10 protein-coding genes and 2 tRNA genes are annotated in these 19,789 nt (G+C 46.1%); 9 read left to right on the top strand and 3 right to left on the bottom strand.

The window, feature by feature from the left end; all coding sequences use genetic code 11:
• Nucleotides 1–9: 9 nt before the first annotated feature.
• Entirely contained in the window at nucleotides 10–3,198 is a 3,189-nt protein-coding gene (locus Q3O60_RS03510) for a family 20 glycosylhydrolase (protein WP_305892525.1), read from the bottom strand.
• A gap of 282 nt (nucleotides 3,199–3,480) precedes the next feature.
• On the opposite strand from Q3O60_RS03510, the gene Q3O60_RS03505 reads away from it, so the two are divergent.
• Together Q3O60_RS03505 and Q3O60_RS03500 are read left to right on the top strand one after the other, a co-directional pair.
• Nucleotides 3,481–6,666, top strand: coding sequence for a TonB-dependent receptor (locus Q3O60_RS03505; protein ID WP_305892524.1), 3,186 nt, complete (start codon nucleotides 3,481–3,483; stop codon nucleotides 6,664–6,666).
• Nucleotides 6,667–6,962: 296 nt separating this feature from the next.
• Nucleotides 6,963–9,320, top strand: coding sequence for an SLC13 family permease (locus Q3O60_RS03500; protein WP_305892523.1), 2,358 nt, complete (start codon nucleotides 6,963–6,965; stop codon nucleotides 9,318–9,320).
• A 221-nt stretch (nucleotides 9,321–9,541) separates the two neighbouring features.
• On the opposite strand, the gene Q3O60_RS03495 is transcribed toward Q3O60_RS03500, so the two are convergent.
• Both Q3O60_RS03495 and Q3O60_RS03490 read right to left on the bottom strand, forming a co-directional pair.
• A tRNA-Met gene (locus tag Q3O60_RS03495) sits at nucleotides 9,542–9,618 on the bottom strand.
• A gap of 174 nt (nucleotides 9,619–9,792) precedes the next feature.
• Nucleotides 9,793–9,869, bottom strand: a tRNA-Met gene (locus Q3O60_RS03490).
• 200 nt (nucleotides 9,870–10,069) lie between these two features.
• Here Q3O60_RS03490 and rlmKL point away from each other — a divergent pair.
• The 7 genes from rlmKL (at nucleotide 10,070) to Q3O60_RS03455 (ending at nucleotide 19,769) form a co-directional block, all read left to right on the top strand.
• Nucleotides 10,070–12,181 (top strand): bifunctional 23S rRNA (guanine(2069)-N(7))-methyltransferase RlmK/23S rRNA (guanine(2445)-N(2))-methyltransferase RlmL, encoded by a 2,112-nt coding sequence (gene rlmKL, locus Q3O60_RS03485; RefSeq protein WP_305892644.1) that lies wholly within the window; start codon nucleotides 10,070–10,072, stop codon nucleotides 12,179–12,181.
• Nucleotides 12,178–12,435, top strand: coding sequence for a glutaredoxin family protein (locus Q3O60_RS03480; RefSeq protein WP_305892522.1), 258 nt, complete (start codon nucleotides 12,178–12,180; stop codon nucleotides 12,433–12,435). Before rlmKL ends, Q3O60_RS03480 begins: the two co-directional genes overlap by 4 nt.
• Nucleotides 12,435–14,339, top strand: a complete 1,905-nt coding sequence (uup, locus tag Q3O60_RS03475) for an ATP-binding cassette ATPase Uup (protein WP_305892521.1) — start codon at nucleotides 12,435–12,437, stop codon at nucleotides 14,337–14,339. Before Q3O60_RS03480 ends, uup begins: the two co-directional genes overlap by 1 nt.
• Nucleotides 14,340–14,367: 28 nt before the next feature.
• A complete protein-coding gene (locus Q3O60_RS03470) occupies nucleotides 14,368–16,203 on the top strand; it encodes a DUF3466 family protein (protein ID WP_305892520.1) in 1,836 nt (611 codons plus the stop codon).
• Between the two features lie 283 nt (nucleotides 16,204–16,486).
• On the top strand, nucleotides 16,487–17,584 hold the full coding sequence (locus Q3O60_RS03465; RefSeq protein WP_305892519.1) for a hypothetical protein: 1,098 nt from the start codon (nucleotides 16,487–16,489) through the stop codon (nucleotides 17,582–17,584).
• Nucleotides 17,581–18,363 carry a hypothetical protein gene (locus Q3O60_RS03460; protein WP_305892518.1) on the top strand — a complete coding sequence of 261 codons (783 nt, stop codon included), beginning with the start codon at nucleotides 17,581–17,583 and terminating at the stop codon, nucleotides 18,361–18,363. The genes Q3O60_RS03465 and Q3O60_RS03460 overlap by 4 nt, the downstream gene beginning before the upstream one ends.
• Before the next feature lie 278 nt (nucleotides 18,364–18,641).
• Nucleotides 18,642–19,769: a M14 family metallopeptidase gene (locus Q3O60_RS03455; protein ID WP_305892517.1), complete on the top strand. Its 1,128-nt coding sequence runs from the start codon at nucleotides 18,642–18,644 to the stop codon at nucleotides 19,767–19,769.
• Nucleotides 19,770–19,789: the final 20 nt, after the last annotated feature.

Raw genomic sequence — 19,789 nt, 5'->3', positions numbered from 1 at the left:
TCAGCCTTGTTAAGGCTGGTGGTTCGGTAGCTCAACGCGCTCAATACAGCCGCAATCTTGCATAGTGATGACGAGGGCGATTGGTTGTTGATTCTTATACTGAAAAGCCACGTTGGTTGGTGCTTGATGCTGCAGGGGGATTTCATACTGAATTTGGCCATAGTGATCAAGCAGTAACACGGTACCTTTCCCGTAACGCGTTACTGCTATGTCGCCCCGGGTACTGGCACGCATACCATCCAATCCTTCGCTGGAAAAGGCGGCAATTAGTGCTCTTTCTCCCAGGTTGTATTTGCTGTTGATAGGGTATTGCCAAATCCGCCGCTGTACACTTTCATTGACCAGCAGCCTTTGTTGATCGGGCATTATTTCAATGCCATTGCTGGTGCCGATGTTGGATTCGATCAAGTGTGTGCTGCCATCATGATCTATTCGCCATAACTGGCCATTGCTATGAGACCAGTCAGGGTCACTGGCAAAAATAACTCCACTTCGACTAATGGTGAGATCATTGGGTTGATGCATGGCGGAGTTGTGTGCATAGACATCAAGCGATTTTGTGGTGACATCGTAGCTTAGGATAGCGTGTCCGGTGTAGTCGGCGATCATCATGAGACCATCTTTGCGAAACTGAATACCGTTGCCAATACGCCCTTCCGGTAGTGTGATAAATAGCTCTGCCGCGCCATCTGGACTAACGCGACCTATGGTGCCATCCTGCTGGTAGTTAACCAGATACAAGAAGCCATCTGGGCCGAAGGCCGGGCCTTCAATACCGGAGGTGAAGCCGCCATCAACCCATACTGAACTGACGGGTATTCCTTGCAGCAACTGAGTGATGAGGCGCTGTAGAGCAATGACCAATTCAGCATGAATGCCATCTGTTTGCTGTACTGTTGCCGTGAGCTGCTGGCGCTCCTGCAGTGTCAGCGGTTGGCTGCTATCTACTAGCCGTAAACCGATGGTGGCAAGCTCACTCACCTTTGAAATAAGTGGTGGAAGCTCTTGTGCTGCTGCATTCTGTTTTAGCCAAGGCGTGAGTTGCTCTGGCGCTTGCTGCCATGTCGCGAACTGTCTTTTTAGTGGACTAATATCCGTTTGCTGTGGTGAGTTTAACCATTGTTGTGTCAATTGTTCTAAACGACGAAACTCATGCTGCTCAGCGGGTAAGAAATCGACTAACCGATCCAGGGGAGCCTGATTATGATACTGATCAAGCACTGATTTTTCATGCAAACGATGGTAGTAGTGCGCGGGTTCCAACGCGAGAACAAATTGCTGTAACGCGCTGATGCCCTGTTCCTTCACCAGACTAGCGAAGCCTTTTTGCTGTTGGGCAAAGTGCTGCATATCCACCGAGTAAGCAAGCCATTGCTCGATGTGCTCCAGCCGTTGGTACATAAAATCTTCATCAGTCATGGTTGCGGCTGACCATAAGCGTTCGGCGACTACTGCCGCTTGTGGCCATAAACGGCGATCAATCAAGTCTTGAGTGACCATTTCCCCCCAGAGGGCAATTTCGCCACCAAGAATATGCTGTTGCTGTGTATTGGACAGCTCTGGCCGGGATACCCCTTTGGGCACCGCTTTATTTTGCTCATAGAAAAATTGTTGTTGGCCTGATGCGGCGTATGGCGCATTTCCGACGATCAGCTGTCCGGTTAGTTCTTTACCTAGCAATAATTCTGCGGCTATAGGTCCCATCCAACTATCTACGTGGAAACGAAGTCGATTGGCCTCCAGTTCGAGTTGATTCAGCGGGATACGACTTCGGCCTGCAAAGTCTATATAGCCTTTAATGGTATGATCTGGAAGGTACAGCAGAAACAACTCAGCTTCGATGGGCGATCCGCGCTTTCTTTCTGCGGCTAATGTCCAGCTGGACCATGCCAGCAGATCATCAGGGAGTGGTGGTGAGGCCTGTGGCAGAGGATCGACTCGATAGTGATACGATGCAGCTTGGGGCTGATCAAGATAAAACCCGGTTGATAAAATTGCCCCATGCCCTTGTTGAGCGGCTTGTGCCATTGAGTCCATGCCACGCCACGACTGTACCAGCACGGAGTCAGGTAGCTCAGGCGTCAGAACTTCATCCCAGCCGATCATCATGCGATCGAACCCGGTAATAATTGCCAGGAGTCGCTGGTTAAAATAATCATGTAAAGCGACATGATCATCGAGTTGATGTTGTCGCATAAACTGTTGAATAGATTGATTGGCATGCCAATGGTCAGGTAAGACTTCATCGCCACCAATATGAATATAGCGATCTGGAAATAATTCAGTAACCTCCTCCAGTAGCTGCTCAATAAAAACATAGACCTGTTCATTTGATGGATCCAATGCCGCAGGGTGAACTCCCCAATGAATTTCAGGCTTATCTGGCCCCGGCATGGCCATCAACTCCGGGTAAGCGGCACCTAGTGCGGTGGTATGCCCGGGAAGATCAATTTCAGGAACCACTCGTATGCCGCGCTCCTTAGCATACTGCACAATATCGCGTATATCTTGCTGGCGGTAATAGCCATCTTGCCCACCCACTTGGTGCAGCTGTGGAAAGCGCTTAGACTCAATACGCCAGCCTTGATCATCGGTCAGGTGCCAGTGCAACACATTTAACTTCATCGCAGCCATGCCATCAATTTGTCGCTTGATGGTGTCGACGGGTAAAAAATGACGGGCAGGATCCAACAGTAAGCCCCGCCACGGAAAGCGCGGAAAATCGTTGATAGTGACGGCTGGGAAGCTGATCATGCCTTCATCGTGCTCCGCGAGTTGGAGTAAGGTTTCCAAACCATGAAATACGCCTGCATAATTTTCTGCCTTTAAAACGATTCGTTCTTCACTGATTGTGAGCTGATAGGATTCATCATCATGTAGTTTAGGGCTATATGTCGTTTTTGCGTTGGCCAGTTTCAGCTCGAACTTAACGGTTGCCTGTTGATCCTGCTCTAGTTGAATATCGGTTTGGCGGTGGAGCCGCTGAAGAAATCGTTTGATGGCCGCCGATAGCAGAGCATCTTCTTTAGGTAGCTCTATCGCAATGTGATCAGAGACACTAAAGGCCGCTTGCTGATGAAACTCCAGTTGTTGAGGGTAGGGCATGAGTCGATGGTCGGGGCTACTGGTAGATAGCGCTGCCGGAGCACAACACAAACACAAGAGAATAAAACTGCTCTGTACAACAGATCGAAACATAGCTAAACCTTACTGTCGTTTTAGTCACCTTTAATTGTTACTTGGTAACATTCTAATGATTTGTAAGTCAAGCAAAAACAAATAAACAAAAGCAGAATATCACTTATTTGGCAAAATAACTGTTTACTTTTTGCTCCGGTTGGTACAAAGTAACAATGAGCTTGGGGTGAAGCAGTGGCCGAGCTTGGCTGATCAACGCTATCAGTACATAACATCGAAAAGACCAGCGCCGGTCTGTACTCGATGTATACAACTATAATATAAAGAGAAGAGAGTAACGCCATGCCTGGAACAAAATTTAATAGTAACAAGTTAACGTTAGCGGTTGCTGCAGCGATTATTGGCATTAACCCAGCCTTTGCTTTAGCTGATAATGACAGCGATGTCATTTTGGAAAGTAATGATGAACCAGTAGAAGTTCTTGAGGTTAGGGGCATGCGCGATAGTATCCTTAGTGCGCAGAATCAGAAGCGTTTTGCCGATACTGTCAAAGACTTAATAACCGCATCCGACATTGGTGCCTTACCTGACAGATCGGTGACCGAAGCCTTACAAAGGGTTCCGGGAGTTACCATTGAACGCTTTGCTTCCTCCGATGACCCTAAACATTATGCCGATGAAGGTACTGGCGTCTTGGTCCGTGGTTTAGATCGTGTTCGCTCCGAAGTGAACGGCCGTGGAGCCTTTAGTGCAAATCCATGGGGGGGACTGAGCTATGAGGATTTCCCCGCCGAGTTATTAGGTGCCGTAGAGGTGGTTAAAAACCAGACCGCAGATCTGATTTCAGGTGGTATTGCTGGCACCGTCAACTTGATCACTCGCAAGCCATTTGACTCTCAAGATCGCTTGTTCTCTTTTAATGCTAAAGCCAATTATGGTGATTTTCGTAAAGAAGTGACCCCTTCTTTTTCAGCGCTGTTCTCAGATAGCTGGGAGACCAATGCCGGTCGATTTGGTTTTTTGATTTCAGGCTCTCATTCAGAATTTAAAACACGTGGTGATGGTATCGGTTTAGGCAACTTTCATTCACGTGGTGATGCATTCATACCTACTTTAGATGAGTGGGGCGGTATTACGGGAGTTGACCCTGACTCACCGGTCGATGGCCCGGCACTTCCGGGGCAGCCGGCTGGTAGCATTTGGCATGTGCCCGTTGCTATCCATATGAGTACGGCAGACAATGATCGTAAACGCACTGGTTTCACTACTTCGTTGCAGTGGGCTAATACCGACGATACGCTGGTTGCAACCTTAGAACACATTAATTCCAGAGCCTCTTTAGAGTGGAATGAACGTCAAATTGGTCAGGCAGCTCAAGGTTTCAGAAGCTTTATGGGATCATCGCAAAATTGGCGGGACGATGCAGCCGATGGTTATCCTTTGACCACAGACAATGGCTTTGTCACTTCAGGGGTTGCTCTTGGAGTGAGCCCTGAAACACCATTCTTTTATCGCAGCCGTTGGAACTACAACGAAAATACCGTTGAAGATACCTCACTTAACGTGGTTTATCGGCCAACCGATCGTTTAACACTGGCATTTGATTTTCAGCGAATTGATTCGGACAAAGTGGTGCATAACTACAGTATGTCAGGTCAGACGCGTGGCAATCATGTGCATGTGGTATCACCATATTTCCTTGATATGCGTGGTTCGCGGCCTACGGTCGAATTTCTAAGCGATAACATCTTGACTGCGGGGTTTTCCCCCAATGAAGATTGGAATGGCCCGGTGCCAAATGTGTTTTTAGGCAGCGGTATGGAACAAGAAGAGCACAATACCGCCAAGGCCAATAGCATTAAGTTCGACCTTACTTATGAGCTTGATGGTGTTTTCACAGGCATTAAGACAGGGTTTTACTTTACCGACAAAGATTTAACGGTTCGTGATACTGCTTATGAAGGTTGGTCTGCTATCGGGACGCCTTGGGATATGAATGATCGTAATGCGGCGGCTGCGGTGAATCGACCTGAATTGTTTGAGCGTGTTGATTTTTCAGATTACTACAATGGCAAGGTTCTTTTGGGCGATGTGAATAACTTTTTATTCCCAAGAATGGATCTGGTGCGAAACTACGCTGAATCGCTGCGTCAAGGCTGTCGTGATGGGTGGCATAATGCTACAAGCAGCGCGGCTAACGATGGAGTTTGTACCGGTGTTTACGTCCCTTATACCGATAAACCGGGCCGTGTTGAAGGGCCATTTGCTGCGCATAACATTAGTTCTTCCAATGAAAAACGAACCGAGCTTTATGTGCGCGGTGATTTTGATGTGATTGACGCTGCAATTCCTGTGAAAGGGAACATCGGTTTGCGCTATGTCAATTATAAATTGGAATCGACCGGTGCCTTTGTCCAGCCATTAGCGAGCAATCGCGGTGATCCGGGGACTTCACTATACAATGTAATGCAACAGCCTGAGTATCAGCGCTACTTCGATCTTGCGTCTGGTGAGTCGCAACTGAGTACGGTTAAAGGGACGGATTACAGCACCATTTTACCAAGCCTGAACTTGAACTTTGGGGTTACCGATGAGGTAGTGGTGCGTTTTGCCGCCTCCAAAGGGTTGTACTACCCAAGCTTGGTCGATGCACGCAATATCAGCTTGTTAGATTTAGACTATACCCGCCGTCTGCAAACTCCGGGGGCTGATTATGATGAAGAGACAAACCCTGTGGTTGGTCTTGATGATATAGCCGTGACCGGATTAGCTGGCAATCCTTATCTGGAGCCGGAAGAGTCTATTAATATCGATCTGACAACCGAATGGTACTTTGCGCCGGCTGGTTTTTTAGCGGTAGGAGTATTCCACAAACGCTTGGATAACATCATCCGTAATCGGTCGTTTGAACTTGATATTGAGTACAGTGGAGAGACTTACAACGTTTCGGCTTATGGCCCAGCAAACACAGGTTCTGGTAGCATTCGTGGGGTTGAGTTTTCTTACTCGCAATTCTATGACATGTTGCCAGGCGCGTGGAGTGGTTTAGGTTTACAGTTTAACTTTACCTATATCGATCAAAGTGGTCTGGAAGACCCGAATGAGATTTCACAAGGAACTTTGGGCTTTGATGAGGCTGGTAATCGCATCTCTGATAACCGTAATACGTTCCGTGTTTTCAGTGGCCTGCCATTGCAAGGGTATTCAGACCAAAACATGAACATCGTTGGTATGTACGAATACAATGATGTGTCATTTCGTTTGGCTTATACATGGCGCTCCGAGTACCTGTTGACCCTGCGTGAATCTGAAGAGTACGTACCTGCCTTTGCCAAGGCGTCGGGCATGATGGATGCTAGCTTGTATTACAGCATTAATGATAATTGGAAAATCGGTATTGAAGGCAGTAACTTGCTAAAGGCTGAAACCAAGACTCAGTATCAGATGAACCAGGAAGGCGAAAGAACGGATGCGTTGAGCTTCACCACAGATCGTCGTTATGCACTGAGCGTGCGTGCAGTGTTCTGATAAAGCTATCCAGTAACGCCGCGCAGAATCCTGCTGCGCGGCTAGATCAAGTCGTTTTGGGTGATTGCTGCTGCCCTCCCGGATGATCCCACACCGGTCATCTTACCTCTGGTAGCAATCACCCACCTTAAATTACCTTGATGGTTCCTCTCCACAGTACCAATCAGACTTTGCCCAACACGATACTTTTAGTCCTGACGCGGTGCCTCAGACTTTGCTATAACATTGGAAATAGTGATATATCATCTACTATGTAACTTGTAACAACTCAACCGTACTAAGGCAAAGAAGCCTCTATGACTCTAGACATTGTGTTGGTTTTATTATTACTACTAAGCGCCCTGATACTCTTTGTGACCGAGTGGTTACGGATGGATGTGGTCGCTTTGTTGATGCTCTGCGCCTTGGCGTTACTGGGGTTGGTATCACCGAGTGAAGCGGTCAGCGGCTTTAGCAACCCTGCAGTGCTAACCGTCTGGGCTATGTTTATCATGAGTGAAGGCCTGACTCGGGCCGGTATTGCCGATGGTATTGGTCGTCAGGTCATACGTCTATCCGGCAGCAGCGAAAGCCAGATGATCATCGTGATTATGCTGGTATCCGGCTTATTGTCAGCTTTTATGAGCAATATAGGTGTGGTTGCTTTATTGTTACCTGTCACGGTAGACGCAGCACGACGCTGTGGCATTCCACCGGCCAAGGTGTTGATGCCTATGGCCTTTGGTGCCATGCTCGGAGGTTTACTGACCTTAATTGGCACACCACCTAACTTATTGGTCAGTTTGGCGCTCGAAGGTAAAAGTCAGCCTGGGTTTCAGTTTTTTGATTTTGCTTTAATTGGCTTGCCACTGTTAATCATGGGCACACTTTTTATGGCTTTTTTTGGTCGCCATCTATTGCCCTCTACGGATCCAGAACGAATTGGTTTGCAAGGCAGCCGGAGTCTGAGCGATCAATATGGCCTGCAGGAGCGGATTTTTGCGCTTCGTTTACCGAACTCTTCGTTACTAGCCGGGCGTACTTTAGAAGATTCAGGGCTAATCAATACCGTTGGCCTGATGATTGTCGCTCTTACCCGAGGAAAAGAAACTTTTACTCTACCATCACGCCACACGGTTTTGCAGGCAGGCGATGTTATATTAGCTCAGGGTAAGTTTAACCGTTTTGAACGTCTGCGAAGCTGGAACTCTTTGGATATCGTGCGTGAAGCCCCGATATTGCATGAAAAGCTATTAGCTTCGAGTGCTTTTGCTGAATTAGAACTTGCTGCCGATAGTCCATTAATTGGGGAAACGATTGTTCATCATCAATTTCGGGAGCGCTATCAGCTTAATGTATTGGCCGTGAAACATGGTGGCCAGACATACAGCAATAAGCTGAATCATATTACTTTGGTACAAGGTGATAAAATATTGGTTCAAGGGAGCCAAAGTACGCTTGCTACCGTTGAACAACAGCCCGATTTTCTGTCAGTGTTCTCACTGAGTAGTGATGAGGTAAAAAAACAGTACCATCTGGAAGAGCGTTTGTTTGTATTGAAGCTACCGGTCGATAGTCCTTTGGTTGATAGTAGTTTTGCCGACAACCGGTTGGGTGATGCATTTGATTTCAGGTTGCTGGGCGTGTTTCGGCAGGGGGAAATTATTCAACAGTTTCACTCTGATGATAGACTTCAAGCTGGAGATTTACTGTTGATCCAAGGGCGTGAGGAAGATCTGGATATTCTGCGTGGTTTTAAGCAGTTGGAACGGCTCGATGATATGTCGCCCTATCTGGATTTACTAAACAAAGGGAAGTTGGCATTAATTGAAGCGACCCTTCACCCCCGAAGTAAATACCTGGGCAAAAGTGTCAGCGATCTGCAGTTAGATAAACGCTTTAAGGTAGAAGTAGCCGCCATCTGGCGCGAGGGCCGTGCTTATCGCTCTGGACTGGGCAGCCTGTTGCTTCAGCCCGGTGATGCATTACTGATTGTTGGGCCAAAACCTCAGCTTGCTATGCTAAACCAGAGTGAAGACCTGATTGTCATGAACCCTATCCAAGTGAAACCAGTTAATGCCAGCAAGGCGCCATTAGCGGCTGGCTTAATGGGCTTGATGGTACTACTGACCATAAGCGGTGTGTTGCCGATTTATTTGGCAGCGATACTCGCTGCTACTCTGATGGTTGTCTCCCGCTGTTTAACAATGGAGCAAGCCTACGCTGCTATCGATTGGCGTTCTATTTTTCTTATTGCCGGCATGTTGCCGCTGGGGTTGGCAATGCAGCACTCCGGTACTGCTGCCTGGTTGGCAGAAGGCGTGTTAGCTGGGGTAGGCCAATACGGCCCACTAGTTGTTCTGGCTTGCCTGTATTGGATCACAGCCTTAGGTACGCTGGTCATTCCTATTGTTGCGCTGGTGCTAATTATGGCACCGATAGGCTTAATGCTGAGCTCTGCGCTTGGGATCAACGGTCAGGCTGTGATGATGGTGGTAGCTGTTGCTGCAACCAGCCTGACCAGTCCGGTATCGCACCCAGCTAATACCTTAGTGATGGGTCCTGGTGGTTACCGATTCATAGACTATTTAAAAGCAGGGGGGCCCTTAAGCTTTTTGTTGTTCTTGATCACCATGGCATTAATTCCTATCTTTTGGCCATTAAATGCTGGTTAATTATCTTTGATGTTGGTTGCGGGAGCCCCCGCGGAGCTTATGAAGAGCGAACCGACGTTCGTAGGGTTCCCGAATCTCAGCCACAAAAAAACCGACTGAAGATAGTCGGCTTAATGTTGGTTGGGGGAGCCCCCGCGGAGCTTATGAAGAGCGAACCGACGTTCGTAGGGTTCTCGAATCTCAGATACAAAAAAACCGACTGAAAATAGTCGGCTTAATGTTGGTTGCGGGAGCCGGATTTGAACCGACGACCTTCGGGTTATGAGCCCGACGAGCTACCAGGCTGCTCCATCCCGCGTCCGTGAATTATCCCCGAGCAGTAGAGATAATTGGTTGATTTGCAAGACGCTAATTAATGACCTTTGGTATAAACAAGTCACAATTGGTTGCGGGAGCCGGATTTAGACCTTCGCCCCGTGGATATAGAGAGGAGCCCGAGGGCGATTCACTATATCCATGTTCACAATCAATTTGGTTGCGGGAGCCGGATTTGAACCGACGACCTTCGGGTTATGAGCCCGACGAGCTACCAGGCTGCTCCATCCCGCGTCCGTCATTGCGGGGCGGATTATATGGGGGTTTTATAAAGTGCGCAAGCGACAAATCACTTGTTGGCAACTGTTTGCCGCTTTATTCAGCAGTTTAGATAAAAAGTGTTCTTTTCTCTGACAAAGAACAACAAACTGCTCGCAACATCGTTGTCTGCATCTGTTATACTGACGGCCATTTTTATTGAGGGCTTGCTGGATATGCTGGAATTTTGGGCTTTAACATCGAAAGGCGTCGAGGAATTGTTGGCGGAGGAAATTCGTCAACATCAAGGCGAAGTGGTGAAAGTCACTATGGGTGTTGTTCGTTTTAAAGCCGATTTGCGTACTGCCTATCAACTGTGTTTATGGTCGCGGTTAGCAACACGGATCTTGCGTTTGCTGCATACCGAGATGGTGAATAATGACAGCGATCTCTACGCCGTGGCTAATCAACTAACGTGGACTGAACTCATGTCGGTTCGTCAGTCTATCGCTATCGATTGTGTCGGTAAGCATCCCTCCATCGATAATACCCAATATGGTGCTTTGCGAGTAAAAGATGCGATTGTCGATCAGTTTCGTGCTGCTGAGGGCGAGCGACCTAACGTTGATCGGCAACAGCCAGATGTTCGCTTTCAGGTGCGGATCAGCAATAAAGCCTTTCATTTCTTACAGGACTTTTCAGGTCCATCGCTGCATCAACGCGGCTACCGGTTTGGACAAGGCGAAGCCCCCCTGAAAGAACACTTAGCTGCCGCTTTGTTGTTGCGTTCTGGTTGGACGCCAGGCCAGGTACTGTTAGACCCATTTTGCGGTAGTGGTACCTTACTTATCGAAGCTGCACTGATGGCAACGCATCAGGCACCTGGGTTGCAACGTGAGCATTTTGCTTTTGAAGGCTGGCCGGGTCACCGGGCTGCGTTATGGCAAGAACTGATCACGGCTGCTAAAGCGGAGCGTCAGGAGTTAACCGGTATTCAGTTTTATGGGCTGGATAAAAACGCCTCCGTGCTGCAAAAAGCACGACATAACGCTCGTAATGCTGGCGTTGATGAGTTGATCGATTTCCAGCAAGCGGATGCAACCAAGCTCAGTGCTGCTGTTACGCAAACCACGGGCGTGATTGTCACGAACCCTCCTTATGGCGAACGGTTAGGGGATTTACCTGAGTTGATCCCACTGTACAGCAACTTTTCTGTTGGACTGAAACAACATTATCAAGGTTGGCGACTCGGCATTATTACTTCGAATAAAGACTTGTTGCGTGCTTTAAAACTGTCACGCAGCAAAAGCTATCAATTCAGTAATGGCCCATTGGATTGTGAATTTAGTCTATTCGACCTGACAGAAAAACAAGTACAAAGTCGCTCCGATGCACCGTCATTGTTTTTCAGTGAAAGTAGCTCCTTCGGTAATCGCTTACTAAAGAATCGTAAACAACTGCAGAAATGGGTCAAGAAAGAGGGCCTCAGCTGCTACCGACTCTACGATGCCGATATTCCTGAGTACAATGTAGCGGTCGATTGGTACGATGGTGAGGTGGTGGTGCATGAATATGCTCCGCCAGCCAGTGTGGATGAAGCTATCGCCCAGAAGCGTTTATTTGATGTAGTCAATCAAGTGCCACAAGTGCTTAACATCGATCCTGATAAAATGGTGCTGAAAGTTCGTGAGCGTCAAAAAGGCAGTCGACAGTATCAGGCGCTGGAAAAAGCAGGCCAGTACAAAGAAGTGACTGAGTATGGTGCCCGGTTGTGGGTGAATTTGCGAGACTACCTCGATACTGGCTTATTTCTCGATCACCGTTTGACCAGACAGCGCATTAAGCAGCTGGCCAAAGGCAAAGATGTACTGAATCTGTTTGCATATACTGGTACTGCTTCGGTGCATGCGGCACTTGGTGGTGCCAGCTCAGTGACAACTGTGGATATGTCAAATACCTATCTGGACTGGGCCAAGCGTAATTTTATGCTGAATGGCTTGCATGGTCATCACTATCATTTTGAACAAGCCGACTGTTTGCAATGGTTGGCTCGTTGTGAAGGCAAGTACGATCTGATTTTCGTCGATCCTCCAACGTTTTCTAATTCTAAACGTATGCAGGACAGCTGGGATGTGCAACGTGATCACGTCAAATTGTTGGATATGCTGAAATACCGCTTGGCTGATGGTGGAGTGGTCATTTTTTCCAACAACAAACGGCGTTTTAAAATTGACAGTGAAGCGTTGCAAGCGACTGGTTGGCAGGTAAAAGACATATCAGCAGCTACCTTGCCCGAAGATTTTAAACGCAACCCTCATATTCACGTGTGTTTTGAGCTAACGCGATGACTCCTGAGTTTGTGTTGTATAGTACCTGGGGCTGTCACCTGTGTGAAAAAGCGGAGCAAATGCTGCTGCAAGCGGGCATGGCAGGGCGTTTTCAGGTTATCGATATTGTTGATCATCCTGATGTATTTGAACAGTATCGGTTGCTTATCCCAGTGATCGCTTGTATCAATTCAAAAGCAACACTTGATTGGCCGTTTGGGCAAGAGCAATTGCAGGCGTGGTTGCAACACTGTGTAATAAAGGATCTTAAGTAGTGGAAGTATTACGATTTCAGCAAGCTAGTCTGGCATTTGGTACCCATCCAGTGATGGATCGGGTTGATTTTAGTTTGTTCAGTGGCGAGCGTGTGTGTTTGGTTGGCCGCAACGGCGCAGGCAAGTCTACCTTCCTCAAGGTGCTTACTGGCCAACAAAGTCTTGATGATGGTCAGGTAGTTATACCCAATGGTGTGATCTTAAGCCGATTGGAACAAGACCCACCGGCAAAGATGCAAACTAAAATAGCAGACTTTATCCGTGATGGCGCAGGCGATCTGGCTGATAAGCTGCAACAGTTTTATACACTGTCTGAGCAGCTGGATGCAGATGATGCCAGCCAGATGCGTTTATTTGAACAACTGCAAGCCGAGCTGGATACCCGCGATGGCTGGGCACTTGAGGCTCGTGTGTCCGCATTGTGTCAACAATTCTCCATGGACCCGGATGCTGATTTGGCCTCGTTATCTGGTGGTTGGTTGCGTAAAGCCGCACTCGCCAGGGCCTTAGTCGCGAAGCCTGACATTTTATTACTGGACGAGCCAACCAACCATTTGGACATAGCCGCTATTCAGTGGTTGGAGCAGTTTTTAAAAGAATTTAAAGGTGCGATTATTTTTATTTCGCACGATAGGGCTTTTATTCGGGCATTAGCAACGCGGATTATCGATTTAGATCGTGGACAACTGACCTCTCACCCCGGTAATTACCAGCAATACCTCGATCGTAAGCAAAAGATGCTCGAAGACGAACAGCAGCATAATGCATTGTTTGACAAGCGCTTGGCGGAAGAAGAAGTGTGGATCCGTCAGGGCATTAAAGCACGCCGAACGCGTAATGAAGGGCGGGTTCGCGCATTAAAAGCACTTCGCAAAGAACGAGCCGCCCGGCTAGAGACCATGGGTAAAGTTGAGTTTGCTATTGAGCAAGCGGATCGCTCCGGCAAACTGGTGTTTGAAACCAAGCAATTGAGTCATAGTTTTGGCAGTGAGCCATTAGTACAACAGCTGGATCTGTTGGTGATGCGTGGGGATCGCTTGGCGTTGATTGGCCCTAATGGCGTTGGTAAATCAACATTAATTAAACTGCTACTTGGTGACTTGGCGCCAGAGCAAGGTGAGATCAAGCGTGGTACCAATCTGGAAGTGGCTTATTTTGACCAGCACCGGCAAGCACTCGATCTGGATGCCACCGTACAGGATAATGTGGCTGATGGTAAGCAAGAAGTGATGCAAAATGGGCAGAGTCGTCATGTACTGAGCTATTTACAAGATTTCTTGTTTCCACCCGCACGCAGCCGTACCCCAGTCCGGGCTTTATCGGGCGGTGAAAAAAATCGACTGTTGCTTGCACGCTTATTTGCCCGGCCGAGCAATTTATTGATTCTGGATGAACCAACCAACGATTTAGATGTAGAAACGTTGGAGTTACTGGAAGATATTTTACAACAATATCAAGGTACCGTTATTCTGGTCAGCCATGACCGTGAGTTTGTCAATAATACCGTCACCAGTAGTTTGTTGTTTGCAGGTCATGGTACCATTGTTGATATCACTGGTGGTTATGATGATGTCTTGCGCTGGCAGCAACAGCACCAGATAAAGGATACAAAATCGCCTGCAGAGAACAGTAAATCAGCGGCGGTAGAAAAAACGGCAACTGGATCAAGTGCAGATACTGCAACGCCTCGTAAGTTGTCGTATAAAGAGCAGCGAGAGCTAGAGCAATTGCCAGCACTGATTGAAACCTTGGATCAGCAACTTGCCGCTTTACAGCAACAGGTCAATGATGCAGATTTTTTTGCACAACCAACAGACAAGACCCAACCGGTATTGAACCAACTGGCAGAAACCGAGTCGAAGCTGGCGCAAGCCTACGCGCGTTGGGAAGTTTTAGAAGCATAACAAACAAAAGTTTTATAGGGGTTTTTGAATGAAATTATCGCCCATCAGCCTGGCCATGGTGCCGTTTCTGAGTGTGTTTTCTGCATCTGCTGCTGTATATCAAGTAGTTGATTTAGGCGAGGTTGTCGATGCTCGTGCAACCTATGCTACGTCGGTGAATGATCAAGGTGTTTCGGTGCTTAATGGTCGCCAGCTTTATTCTGTCGATATCGATATCGATATCGATGTCAGTAAAATTGATTTTGATAACGAAATATTTGAAAGCATTTTGACAGAAGAGCAACTCTCTGAGTTAAAAAATGGTGAGTTGACTGCAACCACCCATGGAGTTTTGTATTCTTTTTTGCTGGGTTGGCCAGAGCAATACCGTAATAGAAATCAGGCTTTAGCAGCACAGATTGGTAACCTTGTTAGTAGATATGAGTTTCAGCCTGTAAGCACTACAGCTGCTTTTATTGAGCAAGGTCAAGGTGTAAGTTTACTTCGTTTTCGGGCATCCGATACTGAGATTGGCAGTGATGAGCTTGTATTAGGACAAAACAACCTGAATATGCAGGTTGGATTCACCACCCCCTCTTTTGAATATATAGAATTTACCCGCACGACAGATCCCGAAAGTGTAGAAGAGGGCGATGATGTGCCAGAGCCAACGGAACATTCGATATGGCAACCATCTGGCGCTCAACGTTTGGGGGTGGTACGTGTGGATGATCAGCGTTTAACTTTAACACCGGTTTATTCTGACTACGGTGGCGGTTTAAGTACCGCTCAGGCGATCAACGACGAAGGTCTAATTATTGGGATCGGCAGTGTTGATATCAACGAGAATTTTGCAGCCGCCGTGGATGAAAATTGCCAGGGCTTTTCAGCTCCGATAGAGAACTGTCTGCACTACTTCCATAGTATCAATAGTGGCTATATAAACCGCGCTATGGTATGGCAAGTTAACGATGATTTGAGCCTTGCAGAACCTCAGATCCTAGGTTTTCTAGGTGATAAAGGGAGCAATGAGCCGCACCCTGAAACAGAGTTACCAACTATACAGTACAGTAGTTTGGCTTATGATGTGAATAATAATGGCATCATTGTGGGCGTCTCTACCTACTCAGACTCCAGTGATATTATTAGCACTGAATCCTTTGACCGGTGGACGAATCAGCGCATCACTCGCCAAGATATGTACTCAAGCAATAGGGCATCTATTTTTATGGATGGAGCCGTACAGGCAATCTTTCCAGAAGATAATAGAGAGTGGTTATCAAGCTCTGCTAATGCAATCAACAATAACAACATTATTGCCGGGTTTGCTACAAAAATAATTTCAAGTCAGCCGCGCAGCAAGATGTTTTATTTTGACATGCATAACAATGAGATCGTATTCCCGGAAGATTTTTTTATCAGCGCAAATACAGTGCCCAATTCGATCAACGATCAGGGCATGATCGTAGGTAGAACTGAGATGGTGATTTCTTCAGTTAAAAGACAGCGCGCATTTAAATTTAACATCCAGGATAATAGTTTTGTTGATTTGAACAGTTATCTAGATTGCGATAGCGCTTTTACCCTGGTTGATGCAACTAGTATCAACAATAGCAATGAGATCTTGGCCACAGCGGTGACCGAAGTGCCACTTCGTAACTCTTTTGGTGAAGTATTAACCGATGATGATGGAAATCCACGCACTGAATTTCAAGCGCGTGCGGTTAAGTTAAAACCCATAGCTAATGGTACGCCTAGTGATTGTGGTGCTGAAAATGAGCAGGAATATAGTCGTAAGAGCGCAGCAGGTTCGCTTTGGTCGACTTTAAGTCTAATATTACTTTTACTGTTGCGACATAGCAGAGGCCAAAAGCTAAAAGACTGAATACGAACTTCTATAAACACCAGCCTTTTCACTAGGCTGGTGTTTAGCAGTAACCACAGCTTCTTTTTTTAAAAATATTACATTATAAGGATGATCTAACTTAAAAATATCTCAGTTGCAAATATGGCTCTGTCTAATGATAACCTTATGACCTCAAAAGAACCACCCTGATTTTTGATCTCAACACCCAGATATAAATGATTCTCTTTGTTACTAATTTTGCATTATTTCGCTTTTATATGTTACCATGATTACGCATGTTAAAAAATTAAGGGAGATATAAATGAAGTATATGCATCTAGCTGTTACAGTATTAGTTCTGGTGGGGTTGAATCCTTTATCTAAAGTCTTTGGTTCGGATGTAGATTATAGCTGTGAGTCAATGGGAAATACAATTGATTGGAGGTCACCATCTACTTATTTTGAGTTTAACCGGATTATTAACACTATTACTGAGCATGGTTGTAAGTATGCTAAAAGAAAGGTAAGTGGTAAATACAGGAATGATGCAGAAATCATAGGGGTGACTCCGCTATTTTCGTTTAATGATGAGATTTCAACTTTCGTAGCTTGTGGGCCTCGTACAAATGTACCAATGAGCATACTAGGTGCTCATCCCCCACAATTTATTGGCGGTGTAGCAGGATACACGGAAGAATACACGGTATCAGAAAACACACCTTATGAGTTGTATCAGAAAGATCAGAGTCGTAGAGGTACCAACAGGTTTGATAAATGGTATTCGCAATGGGATATACGCCGTGGGAACAAAAATGTATTTTACGACTGGAGTATTTACGAGTATGTCGAGTCATTTGAATCTAGGATGTTGATTAATGGCCGAAGAAATGGTGAAAGTACTTTTGGACCATTAACGTTTAAGGTGAGCACAGCTGGACCTGACCATCATATTATCAGCACTATGACTAGAGGATCAAGATCCTACTCATTTGGATTTAGTGGTTCTTTTAATGGAAGTTTTCACCCAATAGATTTTAGAGCTAGCTTGCCAAGCTCAAAGATTGAAGGGGAATCTTGTTATGCAGCTCAGGAATATACTGTAATTACACAAAGAAACACTCGTCCAACAATTGCTCGCGTACGTAAGAGCTCTAGCACTTATACTGTTGAGGCTTCAGATACCCATACGACAAACGACTTTCTTCAATATAATTGGGAGTTTACGGGGGCGAATGGTAATAGCGTATTTCGATCTGGCAGGTCTGTGAGCGCTTCTGACCACCTTTTTGGTAACAGTGTATCTGTAAGAGTAATAGTTAGCGATGGTAACTTGGCTGCCACTCGTACTCAAACCTATCAACTTGCAACTTATAATCCTGACCCTGGATACCCTACATGCCCTGGATGTGCCATTCCATGAAAATATTACTTGCGGCAATTGGACTCTCAGTTTTATTGATATTGGCTGCTTTCTTCATTAATTCAGCAGACGACTTAACACCTCTGGGTGTCAAGTCGGAATTGAGCGAAAAACACATCGCCAATGATGAAGGAAAGCATGGTGGGAATAATGCTGAGCAAACCGAAACTTTAGTTGTTCAGAATGCTGCATCCAATAAAATTGAAGCGATTGATGCTAATAACCAAGCCTCTGAAAGAGAGTTATGGATTCAAACCCATAAAAAGAGCATTTTCAAAAATGAGAAATGTCGATTAGTACAGAGTTATGAAACTGAAGCTGAGTTCATTACTGAGATGCATGCTTTTGCGGGGGATGTAGATGATCACCGTTTAAAAGAGGATTTCGAACACTGTCGTGATTATGAGCCTATGACTTGGCCTGAACTTGAGTCAAAGTATATTAGTCTTGTAAACAGTGGAGTTCGTGAAGCTGAGTTAATTCTAGCAAGCGTTTTACCAAATGGTATGACCAATGGTCGTCGCTGGGTATTAAAGGCTTCTACATGGTCAGAGCAAGCAGCTGATTTATTGATTAATAACTTTGAAGACTTCAGGTTTGATGAGGATCATAAGTATTTTCTTAGCTTGGTATTGCCACTTGATCAACTTTTAAACATCGATATGTCTACTCTTAGCTCTCATGAGATAATTCATATTGATGATTTAGCATCAAGATGGAACTCTGGAACTGAGAATGAAAAAAGGGAAGTGCTGGAGATTCTTTTTGACTTTCTGTAAGTAAGATCACGATCCGACAGTACCTTTATTTAAGATGCCCCCACTAAATTGATGGGGGCATCTGTGTTTACATGAGTCAGAATTTGGAGCGTTAGTATTTTGCATTATAAGTTGGAAGAGCCAGTAAGACTTAGAACTCAGAGAGCGCTGAACATTTTCAGCGGTACAGCTTTGTGATAATCTAACAGCAAGCGCATGGTGCTATCAGAATCAATAATAATATCACCATAACAGATAAGCAAAACATTCTATTTCTCTGAACAACCACGGAATCCACTATGAAAATTACGTCTCAATTTGATAGCGGCAATATTGAAGTGATCAGCGCGACTGATCCAGCCGATATTCGTTTGGCTATCCGTAAAGATAACCAATCCGATTTTTACCAATGGTTTCATTTTCGGCTGAACACACCGCATATTGAAGCGCATACCATTAAAATTACCAATGTGAATGGCTCGGCGTATCCGGATGGCTGGAAAGATTATCAAGCAGTTGCTTCCTACGATCGGGAAAACTGGTTTCGGGTCGATACCGAGTACAATGGAAAAGAGTTGGTGATTACACATTACCCGGAAGCTGAATCGATTTACTTCGCCTATTTTGCGCCTTACAGCTACGAACAGCACCTGGATTTACTGCAGCAGGCACATTTACATGACCGTTGCCAGCTCGTTGAGTTAGGCGATACACTGGATGGCCGGGACATGAGTTTGCTGGTGATTGGTGAGCCAGCTGAAGGTAAGCGTAACATTTGGATCACAGCACGTCAGCATCCTGGCGAAACGATGGCAGAATGGTTCGTCGAAGGTTTGCTTGATCGTTTGCTGGATGATGAAGATGCTGTTGCCAGAAGCTTATTGGATGAAGCTGTGTTTTATGTAGTACCCAATATGAACCCGGATGGCTCTGTGCGTGGTCATTTACGTACCAACGCCATTGGTGTGAATTTAAACCGTGAGTGGCAAACACCATCCATGGAAAAAAGCCCTGAGGTCTATTTGGTGCGAGAGAAAATGATGCAGGTTGGGGTCGATATGTACCTTGATGTGCATGGTGATGAAAATATTCCATACAACTTCCTGGCCGGTAGTGAAGGGGTGCCTTGTTTTGATGAGCGCATGAGTGCGTTGGAGCAAAGTTTTCGTGCTGCTCTGTTAACGGCAAGCCCAGAGTTTCAAAATGAACATGGCTACGAAGTGGATGCCCCAGGCAAAGCCAACCTGACGGTCGCATCTAATTGGGTGGCGGAGCAGTTTAACTGTTTGGCATTCACGTTAGAAATGCCATTTAAAGACAACGATAAACTACCAGACGAATTGTATGGCTGGAGTGATGTTCGCTCGATGAAATTTGGTCGGGATAGCCTGACAGCCATATTGGCTGTAGCTGGCTCATTACGATAAGTGGTCATTCGGCTGGAGAA

The organism is Alkalimonas collagenimarina (genome assembly GCF_030717845.1).
In the GTDB taxonomy this organism is placed as follows: Bacteria; Pseudomonadota; Gammaproteobacteria; order Enterobacterales; family Alteromonadaceae; genus Alkalimonas; species Alkalimonas collagenimarina.
This window is presented reverse-complemented; position numbering and strand designations above follow the sequence as displayed.